The organism is Rhizobium azibense (assembly GCF_004342325.1).
Lineage (GTDB): Bacteria > Pseudomonadota > Alphaproteobacteria > Rhizobiales > Rhizobiaceae > Rhizobium > Rhizobium etli_B.
This window is the reverse complement of the sequence record NZ_SMBJ01000002.1, coordinates 438,313-454,813: the sequence shown is the minus strand read 5'-3', so window position 1 is coordinate 454,813 and position 16,501 is coordinate 438,313. Positions and strand designations below refer to the sequence as shown.

13 protein-coding genes and 1 pseudogene are annotated in these 16,501 nt (G+C 58.7%); 6 read left to right on the top strand and 8 right to left on the bottom strand.

Annotation, left to right across the window (positions count from 1 at the left end; translation table 11 throughout):
• Positions 1-6 precede the first annotated feature (6 nt).
• Positions 7-1,524 carry an ABC transporter substrate-binding protein gene (locus tag EV130_RS06230; RefSeq protein WP_132659630.1) on the top strand — a complete coding sequence of 506 codons (1,518 nt, stop codon included), beginning with the start codon at positions 7-9 and terminating at the stop codon, positions 1,522-1,524.
• Positions 1,525-1,582: 58 nt separating this feature from the next.
• Here EV130_RS06230 and EV130_RS06225 read toward each other — a convergent pair whose 3' ends face one another.
• Entirely contained in the window at positions 1,583-2,191 is a 609-nt protein-coding gene (locus EV130_RS06225) for a hypothetical protein (RefSeq protein ID WP_132659628.1), read from the bottom strand.
• Positions 2,192-2,484: 293 nt separating this feature from the next.
• Positions 2,485-2,955 (bottom strand): transposase, encoded by a 471-nt coding sequence (locus EV130_RS06220; RefSeq protein WP_074065013.1) that lies wholly within the window; start codon positions 2,953-2,955, stop codon positions 2,485-2,487.
• A gap of 463 nt (positions 2,956-3,418) precedes the next feature.
• Here EV130_RS06220 and EV130_RS06215 point away from each other — a divergent pair.
• Positions 3,419-3,874, top strand: a pseudogene (locus EV130_RS06215) (LysR substrate-binding domain-containing protein); the annotation flags it as partial.
• Between the two features lie 478 nt (positions 3,875-4,352).
• Here the strand turns inward: EV130_RS06215 and EV130_RS06210 are convergent.
• Positions 4,353-5,093, bottom strand: a complete 741-nt coding sequence (locus EV130_RS06210; RefSeq protein WP_132659626.1) for an NIPSNAP family protein — start codon at positions 5,091-5,093, stop codon at positions 4,353-4,355.
• A gap of 84 nt (positions 5,094-5,177) precedes the next feature.
• Here EV130_RS06210 and EV130_RS06205 point away from each other — a divergent pair, with 84 nt between their 5' ends.
• Both EV130_RS06205 and EV130_RS06200 read left to right on the top strand, forming a co-directional pair.
• Positions 5,178-5,804, top strand: coding sequence for a TetR/AcrR family transcriptional regulator (locus tag EV130_RS06205; RefSeq protein ID WP_132551727.1), 627 nt, complete (start codon positions 5,178-5,180; stop codon positions 5,802-5,804).
• A 224-nt stretch (positions 5,805-6,028) separates the two neighbouring features.
• On the top strand, positions 6,029-7,270 hold the full coding sequence (locus tag EV130_RS06200; RefSeq protein ID WP_237358616.1) for a flavin monoamine oxidase family protein: 1,242 nt from the start codon (positions 6,029-6,031) through the stop codon (positions 7,268-7,270).
• Between the two features lie 59 nt (positions 7,271-7,329).
• Here EV130_RS06200 and EV130_RS33830 read toward each other — a convergent pair whose 3' ends face one another.
• From EV130_RS33830 to EV130_RS06175, 5 genes are all read right to left on the bottom strand, one after another.
• On the bottom strand, positions 7,330-8,862 hold the full coding sequence (locus EV130_RS33830) for a cation:proton antiporter domain-containing protein (RefSeq protein ID WP_281031790.1): 1,533 nt from the start codon (positions 8,860-8,862) through the stop codon (positions 7,330-7,332).
• Positions 8,863-9,224: 362 nt separating this feature from the next.
• Positions 9,225-10,040, bottom strand: a complete 816-nt coding sequence (locus tag EV130_RS06190) for an ABC transporter permease (RefSeq protein WP_074065008.1) — start codon at positions 10,038-10,040, stop codon at positions 9,225-9,227.
• On the bottom strand, positions 10,040-11,296 hold the full coding sequence (locus EV130_RS06185; RefSeq protein WP_132659624.1) for an ABC transporter permease: 1,257 nt from the start codon (positions 11,294-11,296) through the stop codon (positions 10,040-10,042). The genes EV130_RS06190 and EV130_RS06185 overlap by 1 nt, the downstream gene beginning before the upstream one ends.
• A gap of 70 nt (positions 11,297-11,366) precedes the next feature.
• On the bottom strand, positions 11,367-12,383 hold the full coding sequence (locus tag EV130_RS06180; RefSeq protein WP_425375565.1) for an ABC transporter substrate-binding protein: 1,017 nt from the start codon (positions 12,381-12,383) through the stop codon (positions 11,367-11,369).
• Positions 12,384-12,461: 78 nt separating this feature from the next.
• Positions 12,462-13,544: an ABC transporter ATP-binding protein gene (locus tag EV130_RS06175; protein WP_132659620.1), complete on the bottom strand. Its 1,083-nt coding sequence runs from the start codon at positions 13,542-13,544 to the stop codon at positions 12,462-12,464.
• A 235-nt stretch (positions 13,545-13,779) separates the two neighbouring features.
• On the opposite strand from EV130_RS06175, the gene EV130_RS06170 reads away from it, so the two are divergent.
• Positions 13,780-15,186 carry an aminotransferase-like domain-containing protein gene (locus EV130_RS06170; RefSeq protein ID WP_245520025.1) on the top strand — a complete coding sequence of 469 codons (1,407 nt, stop codon included), beginning with the start codon at positions 13,780-13,782 and terminating at the stop codon, positions 15,184-15,186.
• On the top strand, positions 15,179-16,501 hold the full coding sequence (locus EV130_RS06165) for an NAD(P)/FAD-dependent oxidoreductase (protein WP_207900861.1): 1,323 nt from the start codon (positions 15,179-15,181) through the stop codon (positions 16,499-16,501). The genes EV130_RS06170 and EV130_RS06165 overlap by 8 nt, the downstream gene beginning before the upstream one ends.

The following is a 16,501-nucleotide window of genomic DNA, read 5'->3' as shown; positions in this document are numbered from 1 at the left end:
GACATCATGACCATCAGGTGGAAATCTATCGGGCTTGCCGCCTTCGCCACTGCCCTCACCCTCGGCGCCAGCTATGCGCAAGCGGCTGGCGTCCTGACGATCGGCCGTCGCGAGGATTCAACGACATTCGACCCGATCAAGACGGCGCAGAACATCGACAACTGGGTCTTCTCGAACGTCTACGACGTGCTGGTGCGGGTCGACAAGACCGGCACCAAGCTGGAGCCCGGCCTTGCCGAAAGCTGGAGCACCTCGGACGACGGCCTGACCTATACCTTCAAGATCCGCGACGCGAAATTCTCCGACGGAACGCCGTTGACGGCCGAAGATGCCGTCTTCAGCCTCCTGCGCATTCGCGACGACGAAGGCTCGCTCTGGAGCGATTCCTACAAAGTGATCGACACTTTGACCGCGACCGATCCGCGCACGCTGACAATCAAGCTCAAGAACCCCTCTGCGCCCTTCCTTTCAACCCTCGCGCTTCCGAATGCCTCGGTCATTTCAAAGGCGGGCATGGAATCGGTGGGCGCTGAAGCCTATGGCGAAAAACCGATCGCTTCGGGCGCTTTCACCGTGGAGGAGTGGCGACGCGGTGACCGCATCATCCTCAAGAAAAACCCGAATTTCTGGCAGGCGGATCGGGTGAAGCTCGACGGAGTCGAATGGATCTCGGTCCCTGACGACAATACGCGCATGTTGAACGTTGAGGCGGGGGAACTGGATGCGGCGATTTTCGTGCCTTTTTCGCGCGTCGAGGAACTGAAGAAGGACCCGAACCTCAACGTGCTTACCGATCCTTCGACCCGCGAGGACCATCTGCTGATCAACCACGCCCATGGCGGTCTCGGCAAGCAGGAAGTGCGCCAGGCACTCGACATGGCGATCAACAAGAAGGCCATCATTGATGCCGTCACGTTCAAACAGGGTACGATCGCCAATTCCTACATACCGAAGGGCGCGCTCTATCACTATGCTGACAACCTTGAGCGGCCCTATGATCCGGAAAAGGCCAAGAAAATGCTGGCGGATGCCGGCTTCCCCAACCTGACGCTCACTTATCTGCTGCGTGCCGGCGATGAGGTGGACGAGCAGACGGCGGTGTTGATCCAGCAGCAGCTCGCCAAGGCCGGAATTACCGCAAATCTTCAGAAGGTCGATCCCAGCCAGGAATGGGATATGACTGTCAACGGCGAATACGATATTTCAGTCAACTACTGGACCAACGATATTCTCGACCCGGACCAAAAGACGACCTTCGTTCTCGGACACGACTCCAATAACAACTACATGACCAACTATAAGAGTGATGCGGTGAAGGACCTTGTCGCCAGGGCGCGTCAGGAGCTGGATCCGGCCAAGCGCGAGCAGATGTATTTCGATCTGCAGAAGATGGCCAAGGAAGACGTGAACTGGATCGATCTCTACTACAGCCCCTACATCAATGTCGCGCGCAAGAACGTGGAGAATTTTTACCAGAACCCGCTTGGCCGGTTCTTCCTGGAAGACACCGTGAAGAACCAGTAGTTGGTCTGTTCATGCCCGCGGCTTTAGGGGTCGCGGGCGCTGCGCGATCCTGACTTTCTTACATGACACCAAACCGCTCGAGCATCTTCTTGAGCTCCAAGTTCTGTGCATGAAGCCGTTCAGCCAGTAACCTCTTGAGCCGCCTGTTTTCTGCATCAAGTGTAGTTACTTCCTCGAGGGAAACGGCATTCCGAGCAGTCACCGCATCCGCGCTTTGGGGCTGGTTCTTTCCCATCTCAACATGCGAGGTCGCGCCGGCGAGACCACGCTTGACACGCTTTCGAGGAGTGCCTTTTGATGTTCTCTTGGGCTGAACCACCGGCTTTCGTATCGGTTCGATAACTTCGGCAGTCGCAACAGTGGTCTCATCTTGTTCTGGAAGGTCGACCTTTTCGCCGTCACGTAATGATGTCGATGCTCCCGCAAAGCTGGTCTCGCCTGCGCTTGCGCCAGCAGAGTCTGAGTTCATCGCATCAGACGCTATGTCTGCGCCCTCGTCAGGCCTGCCAGGTGCCGCATTTGAATTGAACAGATACGGCGCCTTATCTTCCACTTCACGAACCAGCGCCTTGAGGTCGGTGTCACCCCAAATAGAGTTCGTCCGCTCCTTCGTCTGTCGTCGACCCGACTTAAATTCAACAACGAATTTCCGTTGTGGCGTTTTCATATGGTTTCAACCTTAAGCAAATGGCGGAAATAGCAAGCGTCGATCTGCGTCACTCAGTTCCTGCTGGCGAACCCATATCTCGCCTTGCCGCGCGCTTCAACTGGCCAGTGTGCGAGAGAATGACGAATTCCCTTCACGCCAACAATCCAGTAGGTAATCGGTCTTTGCGCAGGAGCCATTCGCTGCGCGATCGCACTCCTCAACGCAGAGACTGGAGGCAAACAAGCCTTTGGAGCTAAGGAGATGAAGCGGCCAATCGAGAAGTTGACCGCCTCCACGACGTCGATCCTGGATCAATCCAGACCAAGCCTCTTGCGCAGCTCGGTATTTTCGGAGCGCAACTTATCGGCCAAAAGCTTGCGAAGCTTCTGGTTCTCTTTCTCGAGCTGAACAAGATCTGCTAGCTCATCGCTGGCCGGAACAGGCTTCTCGTTCCTTTGAACGGCGGGCGTCGCGGTCCGTTTCCAGTTATAGTAGGTTTGCTCCGATATGCCGGCGCTCTTGATCGCATCCTTGAGGGTGCTCTTGCCCTCGGTTGTCGCCTTTTCGATCAGCTTGAGCTTACCGGTCTTTTCCTGTTCGCTATACGTCCTGGGCTTGGTGACTTGTGACTTTGCGGCACTTGCCTTGGCCGCGGCTCGCGCCGGTTCGGCGGCCGTCTTCGGACGCTGGTTTGGCTTCTGCTTCTTAGCGGCAGGTGCTTTTGCCTCTGTATCGGTCGCCTCAACTGCAGCAACCGGTCCTGTGGTGTTCTCGTTAGCCATCATTACTTCCTCTCTACTCGATCACCTGTTTTCGGCTGAGTGAACTTCAGAGTCAACACTACCGCGAGCCTCCTGATTTGCAGTCGTTGAAGGAGCCGGAGATATTATGCCGATGTGCCATGCGCGACTGGCGCTTGAACGGAAATATCAACGCCGACGATGCCATCCTCAGGCTCGCCGGCGCATGACTGCTGGAGGTGAGCGACGAGTGGGTGGTGCGTTGCCGCCACATGACCCTGGAGACCATCTAAGCAATGAGCGATGATCCTCTCGTCCGCTTGCCTGGGCAGGATTGGCGATCTGATGCGCCTGATCCATTGCCACTTACCAACGCTGCGTGAACCTTCAAAAGGTCCGGTGCCCGACAACTTCAACCGATCATTTTCAAGGTGACAACAGGTCAGCGATCAAGGCAACAATGCCGGGATGGAAGATTCTCATTGCCGGAGTCCTGATCGGCTAAGTCATTGAGCAGGACATGATCGCTGTGCCTGTTTCTGCACCGCAAAGACAATTCGCTGCTGCATCGTCCAGCTATTTGGAGCGCCATGGCCGCCCCCGGCGTCCTGTCGAGCTTCACGATCATGTCTGTATCGGCTGGCGACCTCGTCCTGATAGTGCACCCTATCGCTGGGGAGTTTGTCGAGACTGGACGTGATTTCAACGTCGCGGTTGATCCCGCGGTCACCACAAACGACATGGGGGTGATGGTCCGTATGGCTTGCGCCGGAGCGGGGGTGACCTTCGGCATGGTGCAAACGTTTCAATCATACTTCGACCGCGGCGAGAGTTGGTGCCGCTGCTTGAGGATTTCTGTCCACCGTTTCAGGGCTTTTATCTCTATTATCCCAAGCGCCAAAGGCAGCCGCTGAAGCTCCGTGCGCTCGTGGACTATGTGCGTCGATCCAAACCCTGCTGAAATGGGCGGAATATTCAGACCAAGGCGGTGGCCATCTCAGACTTTCTGAATGAAGCATCACTGGTCGTTATGTGGCGTCCATTGCGACAACGGAAGACGCGGGAAATTTGTCGATTGCCTTTTGCCACGGTGGTTAAGACGTGCACCGATTTGAGGAGCCTTGTCCTATGGAGCGGCATCCAGCTGAAATAGGTTTTGATGTTGGGCAATTTTCGGGTTCTGATCGATTGGCGCCAGCTGCGGAGGCATGTTCGGATCGCTATGCTGGATGGCTACCCCTAAACATCACTTGAGCTGACGCGAATAGGGCAGGCGGACGATCGGACTTTCAGCCTTTCATCGCATCGAGCCGAGACAGCTCAATGCGAGCCTGCGACGATGTCTTGCCGCCCACACACATGGTCGGCGGCCCTTCGGTGCCTGGACCGAAGGGAATGAGGAGCCCCCGGATGCCGTTGCTGGGGGCTTTGGCAAAAAACTAGCGCATCAACGATCGTGACGTCGGTGAGAGCCTCAGCACCTCGGTCTCGCGCCAGGTGCGTTGCATGATTTGCGGTTGGATTGTCTCGGTCCACTTCCGCGACGCTGCAAGTGCGCCGAGGTGAGTGGCGTAGGCTTGCGGCGTCGCGAAACGGTAAAGAGCGACAAAGACCGATTCTCCTTCTCGGATCGGCAGTCTTGGGAACGTATTGGCGCTGTGTTCGCTCAGGAAGGTTGCAGGGATAGTCGCGCCGCTTTCGAGAAGTGGTAAGCGGAGCTCATTTTCGAAGAAGGCTGAAAAGGCCTCCTCTTTGCCCGGCGCAGCGTAATAGATCGAGCAAAGAAACAGTGCAGTCGACTCCAAAGTGCTGCCGGAGCGCGGCCGCTCTGTGGCGGGCAGCTGAAAAGTCGGATCGAAGCTGGCGGGGCGCAGCAGCAGAACATTGTCGGAATTGACCATTGTGCCGTTGGCTGCGTCACGATGGCGAGCCCAGGTGGGGCCATTGTAAAAGCGGCCGAGCGCCTCTCGTCGCGCCTCCATATCCGCAAAGCTGCGCAGCCAGACGAAGCTGTCGGTATCATCGAGATCGCGGAACTGAGCCACGACGCGTATGTCAGCCTCCTCCTGTGTCTCCAGGAACTCGCGGTCGAAAACGGTAATCAAAGTCTCTCGAGCGCCCGGGTGGAGACGGTACTGGCGGAGCTCGAAGACATTGTCGACTGACGAGGCGTGGCGCATCGATTCCTCATAAACAGGATGCATGTCCTGTTTTAATTACAGGTCGGTTGTCCTGTTTGTCAAGCCGTGTTACAAAAACCTTCCATGCCTGGACCTCTGAAGAAACGAAGATCGAATGATCCGGAAGGTGTAAGAAAGCGAATCGTCGACACCGCTTTCAACGCCTTCACCACCCGCGGCTACGGCGTTACGACCGTACAGGATCTCAAGGCGGCGGCGCGCGTAACAGGCGGAGCGTTCTCACATCACTTCCCGACCAAGAAGGAGCTGGGTCTTGCGGTTCTGAACGGCAATGTCGCCGACGCGGTCGAGGAAACTTGGATCAAGCCGATATCACAGGCTAAGACGGCATCCGACGGCGTAGAAGCCATATTCACCAAGATCATCCGAGAACTGGATCAACAGGGCTTCGTGTCTGGATGTCCGCTCGGCAACTTGATGAGCGAACCGGCCGCACAAGATGGCGCCATGCGGCAGGCCGCCATCGCAATTCTCGCGCAATGGAGGGGCAAACTTGCGCAAAAAATTCGCGCGGACCAACTCGCCGGACACTACGCTCACCTTGATGCCGAGGCCGCAGCAATCTTCGTAATTGCATCATACTGGGGGGCAATGGGGATCGCGAAGGCAAGCCAGAGCAGTTCTGCTGTCAAAGACTGCGGCCAGGAACTGCTGAGATACCTTGATTTTTGTCCGAGCCAGACATCATGAAACGACAGCGGCGCAAAACGCGCAGCGCGCATCTTGACGGCTCCAAGATACTCAAGCGACGCTTTCAGCGAAGATCGCCTGACTTTGGGCCGCATCTCCTTCGACACGGGGCTGATGGAAGCGAAGAATGACTGCAGCTCTTCTCCGGCACTGTCTGGACCTGTGTCGGCACTGGGGCATATGGATCACCAGAGCCGGTCTGAGCTAAATCGGGAGGCACCATCGTGAACGGCAACGAAGTGGATGTGGCGATCATTGGCGCGGGCGCAGCCGGTATAGCGGCGGGCCGGCACATCATGGCGACGCGACCGGACCTTTGCTTCGTCGTCCTTGAGGCATCCGCACGTATAGGAGGGCGGGCGAGGACGGAGCATTTCGGCGCGGGACTGGGCGCCCTTGACGTCGGATGCGGCTGGCTGCATGGGGCAAGAACGAATGCCTGGACTGCGATCGCCCAAGACCTTGGACTTACGATCGACGAAACTCGCGCTCCATGGGACGAGGGAGGACGCCGCCTCGACACAAACGCTGAGGCCCGTTCCGCAATCGGTGCTCTCGAAGCATTCTTTGAGAGGATCAATTCCCATGAGGGCGAGGATAAGGCGCTTTCGAGCATGCTGCAGGCTGGCGGCAAGTGGAACGAGTATGTCCATGCGGTCGGTGCGTTCATCACGGGAGCCGGACTTGATAGATCGTCGGTTGTCGACCTCCAGCGGTATGAACCCGGTCCCGGACCCGACTGGCGAGTACGTGAAGGCTACGGAACGGTTGTCTCCGCCTATGCCGGACCTCTTGCGATCGAGCTGCAAACCGCCGTGGAACGCATCGACCATCGCGCCGCCGATCATGTCGTCATTTCGACATCGAAGGGCCAATTCCGTGTCAAGGCAGTCATCGTCACCGTCTCTACGAATGTGCTTGCGAGCGAGCGTATCGCGTTTATTCCCCCGCTTCCCGAAAAAATCGATGCAGCTTCCCGCCTTCCCCTCGGCCTTGCGAACAAACTGTTCATGAAGGTGGAAAGCCCACACGCCCTGCCGCTGGACAGTCATCTCTTGGGCTCCTATCGCGAACGTCGCACAGGTGCCTACCAAATCAGGCCCCTCGGAAATCCCGTTGTGGAGGGATATTATGCAGGGGATCTGGCATATGACTTGGAACTTGGGGGGCCAAATGAAGCGTTCCAGTTCGCACTTGGGGAACTGAAACGCGCTTTGGGCTCCGACATCGGACGGCAGCTCTCATTGATCTCCTTTTCGGCATGGAGCTCCGATCCTCACATCGGGGGCTCCTATTCATACGCCAGCCCTGGCGCTTCTAACCTTCGAAGAACGCTTGCCGCTCCGCTTGACAATCGCATCTTCTTTGCAGGTGAAGCCTGTTCGGCCAAACGCTATTCGACCGCACACGGCGCATTTGATACTGGAGTGACAGCGGCGCAGGAGCTTATGAAGACCATCGCCTGAAAGGGAAAGGGCAAGCGCTTCAAACGTTTTCGCCGGACACGCGGTATGCCTTGCGGAATTCAGATTTCCTCAATCTTCCGCTCTTCGAGCGGCAGAACAGCCAGCTCTTTCCAGTCGATCTCCTCAAGCAGCAGATTGTATTCATCGACGTTGAGTTCATTGTCGGAACGAAGACGCTCAAGCTCCATGCGTTGGGCGGCAATCGAGCCCAGCGCGAGTTTGCGGTAAGTTTCGAGCGAGGAGGGTCCTGCAACACTGAAGAGAGCTTGCTGCTCGATCAGAAACTTGCCTCGCAGAAGCTCCGCCTCCGGGCCGGTCTGATCCTCCAGCGCGCGGATGCCGGCCCTTGTAATCTGCGCGCGACGGGCGCGCAGCTCCTCGGCTCCCGCTGCGCGACCGTCGAGACCCAGCCATCGGATCAAGGGTGAAAGCGTCAGTCCCTGAATGACGAGTGTTGCAAGAACCACTGCGAAAGCAGTCAGCACGACTGTATCGCGCTGAGGAAAATCGCTTGGCAGCGCGAATGCTGTCGCAAGCGTGACCAGTCCTCGCATTCCGCACCAGCCGGCGAGAATCGCCTGCTTGAGCGTCGCTGGTTGAGTTCGTCCGCGCCGCCGTGCAAGGCGAGCCAGGATACGATTGTAGCCGATGCAGACTGCAAACCGTACGAGAACGACGATCGCGACGATAAACGCAGCGAATGTGCAGGCCCTCATGAGCTGCCCCTCCGGCATGGCTGCGATGATGCCCTTGATCTGCATGCCCATTAACAGGAATGCCATGATGTTGAGGACGAAGACGACGGCACTCCAGACCGCATAGGACTGGACCCTCATACGCGCAGATGTCGCGACACTGCTTGCCATTGCCATGGCCATAGCCACGACCGCAAGCACCGCCGCAGCCCCAGATGTTCGGCAAGAATCCAAACCAGGTACGTCTGGACGAACTGAAGCAGATTTCCACCCAAGGTGCCGGACACGAAACCGGAAAGATTCTTGCCGACGAAAGCCGCCAAAATACCGAGCAGGATGCCGCCGGGAGCCGCAAGGGCGAAATGCAGGCCGACGGTGACACCAAGGTTCCCCGTGGAGTGTACCGCGAGCGCGGCGCCGAAGATGAGAAGAGCGGCCGCGTCGTTGAAAAGGCTTTCGCCTCGCAGGACGGCATCTGCTGCGAGGTATCGCCACCCCTGAAAGGATCGCAGTCGCCGCTGCTGCGTCGGGTGGTGCGACAATCGCCCCAAGGACGAGTGCGGCCGCAAGCGGCAGGCCGGCATACCATGATCCTGCAAGCGCAACGGCGAATGCTGTGACAACCACGCCACCGACGGCAAAGACCAGTAACGGCAACCAGAAACGGCGGGCAGTTCCGACGGGAAAGTCGAATGCCGCGTCCATCAGTGCTGGCGCGATGAACAAAGCAAGGGCGGTCTCAGGTTCAAGTGAGACATATGGGATTCCCGGCACAAGCGCAGCTGCAGCGCCCGCCATTGCGAGCAGGGAAGGATAGGGAGCCGACAGACGTCGCGAAACCTGCAGAAGCAGGATCGCCGCGAGGGACAAGACGAGGAGGCTTTCAAAAAAACTCATGAACGAGACCTCCCATCGTATTGCTTTGCCGCTTCTCGTATTAGGATGATGGCCAGTCTGAGTGCTTCAAGAGCATCAAGCGTTTGCTGCCAGGCGCCCCGGTCGGTTTCATCTGTCGTGGTATATTTTGAATCGCAAACAGGAACTTGATGTTACAGATAGGCCGGTATTGCGGCCGACCACAATTGTACAATCAACATCCTGCGTCGTAACAATGCGTTTATGATCGGGAGGAAGGGCAGCGGCTCTGCGTTGAAGCGAACTCTTTCGGCAAAGCTTCGCGTCTTGGAAATCCGCCGCCTGCAAGCTGCGGGAGCTGTTAAAAGAAAAACAGCACGCCAGACGCTTGGCGCAAAGCCCGATCAGTGCATGAGTTTTTGGCGTTCGGCGCGCCGGTGCAGCCACTGGATGGTAGCGAGAAACAGCGTGGAGAATATGATCAGCAGTGTTGCGACGGCAGCGATCGTCGGGCTCAGTGTCTCGCGAACGCCGCTCCACATCTGACGGGGCAGGGTGCGTTCCTCCGAACCAGCGATGAAAAGTGCAATCACCACCTCGTCGAAGGACGTGACGAAGGCAAATAGCGCACCCGACACGACACCCGGCGCGATGATCGGCAGCATGATGTGCAGCACGGCTTCAAGGGGCGTTGCGCCAAGACTTGAGGCTGCACGCATCAGATTGTGATCGAAGCTCGCAAGTGTTGCCGTCACGGTAATGACGACGAAGGGCGCTCCGATTGCGGTATGGGCAAGGACCAATCCGGTCAAGCTGTTAAGCAGACCGACGGCAGCAAACGCATAATAGATGCCGACCGCCGAGACGATGACCGGCACGATCATCGGTGAAATCAGTATGGCAGTCAACGTGGCGCGAAAGGGACATTCCGGCCGGCTGAGGCCAATTGCTGCCAACGTCCCGAGTGCGGTTGACAACAGTGTGGTGCAGACGGCGACGATGATGCTGTTCCTCAGTGCCAGTTGCCAGACATCGGAGGAGAAGAATTCTTCATACCAGCGCAGCGAGAGGCCCGGCATCGGATAGGTGAAGAAAGGTTCTTCGTTGAACGACAGGGGCATGATGGCGATAATCGGCGCGATCAGGAAGACGACGACAGTGCCGCCGGCAACCCATAGGAGGATGGGAAGCAGGCGTTCAACGGAGAGAAAGTGATTCATCAGCCTATCCTCAGACGATCGATGCCGACCATGCGATTGTAGACGGCGTAAAGGATCAGCACGGCGACCAGGAGGATGGCGCTCAATGCCGCCGCCATCCCCCAGTTGGTCACCTGGTTCGAGTAGTAGGCAATGTAGTAACTGACCATTTGGTCGCGCGGACCGCCGACGAGCGCTGGGGTGATGTAGTAGCCGAGGGCAAGGATGAAGACCAGCAGTCCGCCGGCGCTGACGCCTGGCATGCTCATCGGCAAATAGATGCGCCAGAAGGCCGACAGCGGTGGTGCACCAAGCGAAAAGGCGGCGCGCAAATAGACCGGCGGGATGCTCTTCATGACGCTGTAGATGGGCAACACCATGAACGGGAGAAGGATATGCGTCATCGCGATCAAGACGCCGATGCGGTTGTAGATGAGTTCCAGCGGCTGCGATGGATCGATGACGCCAAGCCATGCAAGAGCGGAATTCACCACGCCGCGGCTCTGCAATAGCACGACCCAGGCGCTCGTACGCACCAGCAGCGATGTCCAGAAGGGCAATAGCACGAGGATCAGCAAAGTGTTGGCCGTGCTTCCCTTGGACCGGGCGATCAATGCCGCAAGTGGATAACCAAGCAGCAGGCACAGCAGCGTCACCGAAGCACTGACGGCGAAGGTGCGCAGCAGTACATCGATATGAACAGCGTTTTCGGGTGTGACTGTCGTTATAGCGCCAGTCTCGTCGCGGCTCATGTCCAACGCTGCGAGCAGATAGAAAGCGGTAAGCTCAGGCATTGCCCGCTTGAGAAGATGCCAATAACGGGGCGTTTCCCATTGAGCGTCCGCTGCGACGAAGGCATCCTTGTAGGGCGACTTTGCATTGCGGATCGTGCGCGCGGTTTTCAAAAGCATCGAGCGCGTACCGGCTTCGTAATAATTCAGCCGTTTGGCGATCTCGGCTACATCCTCACGGGACGATGCCTTCAAGTCGGTTGCGAGGGCGGCATAGATCGCTTCGTCTGGTACGGTTCTGCCGTCCCACGAAGAAAGCATCGCGACGGTGTTCGGCAGCGTTCGCGCTACTTCGCGGTTGTCGACGCTTCGGGTAAGAAGCATGCCGATCGGCACGATGAAGATTGCCACCAGGAAGAGCATCAGCGGTGCGACGAGAAGCAGGGCTCTCATCTGCCCCCTCCGTCGCAGGCCACGCAGCCGGCGGGCAAGAGGCGCCGTTTCGATGGAATTGTTGATGACGTCGTCGTTAAGCGTAACCGCCATGGCACACCTTCATTCGCAATACATTGGGCGGGCAGGCCCAGGGAGGAAAACCCCGCCCGCCGAGCGAGGACTATTGCGCCAGCCACTTGTTGAAGCGTTCGGTCAACTCCTCGTCATGGTCGGCCCAGAATTCTGCCGAGACCACGAAGGCGTTCTTGGTGTTTTCGGGCGCCGTCGGAAGGTCGGGCAGGATGTCGGCCGGAACCTTGGCGATTGCCGCCTTCAGCGTCGGGCCGTAGGAGATGTATTGCGACTGCCGGGCCATGACGTCCGGGTTCATCGTATAGGCGATGAACTTGTCGGCTGCCTCCTTGTGCGGCGATCCCTTCGGCTGGGCCCAAAGGTTGAAGTCCATCCCCTGGCCATCCCAGACGATCTTGAAATTCTTGCCGCTATTTTTGACGGCATCATAGATGCGTCCGTTCCACGCCGTTGTCATCAGCACTTCGCCGTCGGCCAAAAGCTGCGGCGGTTGGGCACCGGCTGTCCACCAGACCTTGACGTCTTTCTTGATCGTATCGAGTTTCTTGAAGGCGCGATCGACGCCTTCGGGCGAACCCAGGACGTCATAGACCTCGGCCGGGGCCACCCCATCGGCGATCAGAGCAAATTCCAGCGTCGTCTTGGGCGCTTTGCGCAAAGCCCGCGGACCGGGGAATTTCTTGGTGTCGAAAAGATCGGCCATCGTCGTTGGCCCGCCATTGGTGAATTTGGACGCATCATAGGCATAGATCGTGCCGAAAACGATGGTGGCTGCCGCACAGTCCATTGCCGCGCCGTCGATGAAGGCCTCCTTGCCGCCGAGCTTGGAGTAGTCAATCTCTTCCAGCCATCCCTCGTCGCAACCCTGCAGCGCATGCCCAGGTTCGACATCGACGACATCCCAGTTGACCTGGGATGTTTCCACCATGCCCTTCAATTTTGCGGTGGATCCATCCCACTCGTCCTGCAGGATCTTGACGCCGGTCTCCTTTGAATAGGGACCAAAGAAGGCATTTTCCTGGCTTTTGGTATATGCGCCTCCCCACGACGTTACCGTGATCGTATCGCCTGCAAGTGCCGGTGCGCTCATGGCAAGACAAAGCATGGATGTGTGTAGCAGTATCGAGATGCGGTTCATGTTGGTTCCCCTGTTCTGGTTGAATGCAATTTCAGCATTTCGCTCTCACGCTAAAGCCAGCGCCCGACAGTCTTCCGGCGCCCAGCTGATGACGATGTTGTCCCCGCAGGTCCGAAACGTGTTCGCCAATGCAGCAGGCAGCTTTATGCGGACGTCATCGCAGCCGCAGGCCTGAACGCGCAGCCGCATGTGATCGCCGTGATAGATCAGTTCGACGATGCGGGCCGGGAAGCGGTTTGGAGTTTCGGCAGGAGACGACAGCGTGATGCGCTCCGGGCGCAATACCAAGGTTGTTCGTGTTCCCTGTTTCAGGCCGTCGCCGGCAAGAGCCGAGATGATGGAGCCGTCGGCGGTCCTGATCCGGCAGGTCTTTCCGACAAGCTCGACCACTTTGCCCGCGATGGCATTGTTCTCGCCGATGAAGGTCGCAACGAACGGGTTTGCCGGCGCTTCGTAAAGGGCATGCGGCGGGGCGACCTGCTGCAGCGTGCCGTCATCGAAGACGCCGACGCGATCCGACATGGTCAGTGCCTCGCTCTGGTCGTGGGTCACATAGACGACGTTTATGCCAAGGCGGCCGTGGAGGTGCTTGATCTCGAGCTGCATGTGTTCGCGCAATTGCTTATCAAGCGCGCCAAGAGGTTCGTCCATCAGGATGAGTTGCGGCTCAAACACCAGCGCACGGGCCAATGCGATGCGCTGCTGCTGGCCCCCGGAAAGCTGGTTCGGCCGGCGCGTCTGGAAGCTTTCCATCCGCACCATGTCGAGTGCGCGGCGCACGCGTTCGGCGGTCTGCGCCTTGCCGAGGCGCCGCATCTTGAGTGGAAATGCCACGTTTTCGCCAACGGTCATATGCGGGAAAAGCGCATAGTTTTGAAAGACCACACCGATGTTACGACGGTGCGGCGGTACGCTATCGATGCGATGGCCGGCGAGCGTGATGGTGCCATGGGTTGGAGCTTCGAAGCCGGCAAGCATCATCAGTGTCGTGGTTTTGCCCGAGCCGGAGGGGCCAAGCAAAGTGAGAAATTCACCTTTTGCGACGCTGAGGTCGAGCCCGCGCACGACGAAGTTTTTGCCGTCATAGGATTTGCGGACGCCTTGGAAGGCGATGAAAGGCTCATTCATGAAAGACCTCCAGTCACCGTCAGGTTCTTTGCCTTTTTGCCGGTGTGCGATTGATATTGTCCTGCTGAAATTAACTTTGTCAAGCAAGACAAATAATTTTGTGTGGCAGTTAACTGCCTCTCGAAATGCGTAGAAAAAAATGATAGCATGCAACCAGATAGTGAAGGAAAGCGAGAACGCGCGCTTTACCGCCTGACCTGCGGGTTGGCGCTCTAAAGCAGATACGGAAATTTGTATGCCGATAGAAATGCGTGAGGACCACACAAAGGGCGGGGTGCTGAAGCGCTCGCAGCGCCGACCCGCCTATCTTGAGCTTGCCGGCGAGATCGAGGCAAAAATCCGATCCGGCGAGCTTGCGCCCGGGAGCCAGTTGCCGCCGCAAAGGGATCTGGCAAAGGAGCGTTCGGTCAATGTCTCGACCGTGACCAAAGCCTATCGCGAGCTGCAGAACCTCAATCTGGTGGTGGGAAGTACACGCCGCGGGACGATTGTGATGAGGCAAGGCGCTATGCCGCGCGTCGATCGCACAACGCCGCCGAGCGGCGTCATTGACCTTACCGTCAATCGGCCGGCCGTCGATGATTTCCAAAGCCGCCTTGCCGAAACACTTCCTAGGCTTGCGGCCGATCCGCGCTTTTGTGAAATGCAGGATTACCAGCCGCCCGAAGGAGCAGCCTGGGCACGCGCTGCCGGCCGGCGCTGGATCGGGCTCAACGGCTTCGAACCGTCCGCTGCCGATATCGTCGTCACCAGCGGAGCACAGCACGCTCTTCTGGCAGCCGTCAGCAGCCTGATCGAGCCTGGCGACGTGATCGTCTCGGATCGGCTCACCTATTATGGCCTGAAGGCGCTCGCGCAGATGTTTCGCTTTCGCATCGTCGGCATCAGCAGCGATGATGAGGGCATGTCGGCAAGCGAGCTGGAGGATACCTGCCGGCGCGAAACAGTTCGGGCGGTGTTCACCGTTCCTTCGATGCACAATCCAAGTGTCGTGACGATGAGCGAAGCGCGCCGCCGCGAACTGGTTGCGGTGGCAAAACGCCACGACGTGGTGATCATCGAGGACGACGTCTACGGACCGATGCTCGGTACCCGAGTTCCGACGCTCGCCATGCTTGCGCCAGACAGGACCTACCATATTTCGGCCCTGTCCAAGGCATTGGCACCGGGCCTGCGCGTCGGCTATCTGACCTGCCCGCCGGGCCTTGCGCAGGTGACTGCCGAAGCAGTGCGCACAACGGCCTGGATGCCTGCGCCGTTGCCGCTCCTTATTGCAAGCCGGTGGCTAGAGGATGGCACGGCCCAGGCCATATTGAGGGCCCAGCTTTCGGAACTTCGGGCCCGCCACACGCTTGTTACCACTATTCTGGCAGGCCACTCGTTTGCAGCGGATCCACGTTGCATGTTTGTCTGGCTGCGATTGCCGGCACCCTGGCGGGCGGAGGATTTCGCCGCCAACCTGCGTGCTCACGGCGTCGCGGTGATGCCGGCTGCTGCCTTTGCTTGCGATCGGCAGCCAGTCGAGCATGCCGTCCGTGTCAACATTGGATGTGCCGCCTCGCGCGAAGAATTGACGACGGCGCTGCGGATCATCGCTTCGACGCTCGCCGACCGTCCCCGGGCGTTGATCGGTCATGTATGAGCAATCGCCTGTGGCAAATCTGGAAATCGCGCCGCTGCCGGCAACGGAGCGGCGACATGTTCTCGTGATTGGTGCCGGTTTGGTGGGCCTTGCGTCGGCGCTCTGGCTGCAAAAGGCAGGGCATCGCGTCACCGTCATAGACCGGGAGCCACCGCTCGCCGGCGCATCTTATGAGCAAGCCTGTTCATATGGGAATGCCTGCACGATTGCGCCCCACAGCGTCCTGCCCGTCGCGACCCCCGCCATTGCCTGGCGGGTACCAGCAATGCTTGCAAATCCGCTTGGCCCGCTTGCAATCGTCTGGCGCTATCTGCCGCATCTGGCACCGTGGTTGCGCGCGTTTGTGGCATCGAGCAGCAAGCATGAAGTGGAACGGATCGCCGCCGTACTCTCAAGCCTTCTCATGCAGGCCGATGCCGCCTGGCGGCCGCTTGTCCATGAAGCGGGCGCAAAGGCGCTCGAGCGGCGCCATGGATGCCTTTATCTCTATAAGACAGAGGCGCAGTTTCAGTCGGCGGAGCCTGAAATGTTCTTTCGCGAACGTCACGGCGTTGCCCTGGAGCGGCTGGATGTTGCGGCAATCCGCGATCTCGAGCCCAATCTTGCCCCATTATATTGTCGCGGCGTGTTGTTCCGCGACGCCTATACGTTCTCGAGTCCGAAGTTGCTCGCCTTCGCGCTTGCCATGGTCGTCGGCGAGCGCGGCGGCACATTTGTCGGCGGCGAGGCCAGCGGGCTGGAGATGACAGGGGCAGGCGTCCGCCTCAGGGTCGGCGGTGATGAAATCCTTGCCGATCATGCGGTGGTGGCGGCAGGTGCGTGGTCAGGCATGCTTGCAAGACAGGTCGGCGATAGCGTCCTGCTCGACACTGAACGAGGCTATCACGTCCTTTTCCCGAGGGCTGGGTCGCTCTTGACGCGCCCTGTCTGTTATCCGCAACACGGATTCTACATGACGCCGATGGCGGATGGCCTGCGCGCTGCCGGCACGGTGGAACTCGGCGGCCTCTCGGCCCCACCCAATCCCGCCCGCACGGCCATGATCCGCAAGGGCGTCGAAGCGCTCTTGCCTGGTGCGGGAGAGGCGACCTCGGAATGGCTCGGATTTCGTCCGTCGATGCCGGATTCGCTGCCGGTCATCGGCAACTCGCCGACATCACCGAAAGTGACCTTCGGGCACGGCCACCTCGGCTTGACGCTGGCGGCCATCACCGGGCGGCTCGTGGCAGATATCGTCTCAAAACGCAAACCGTCGATCGATCTGACACCGTTCCGTTGCCAGCGCTTTAGCCATTTTGGCGCAAAGCAGAAATAG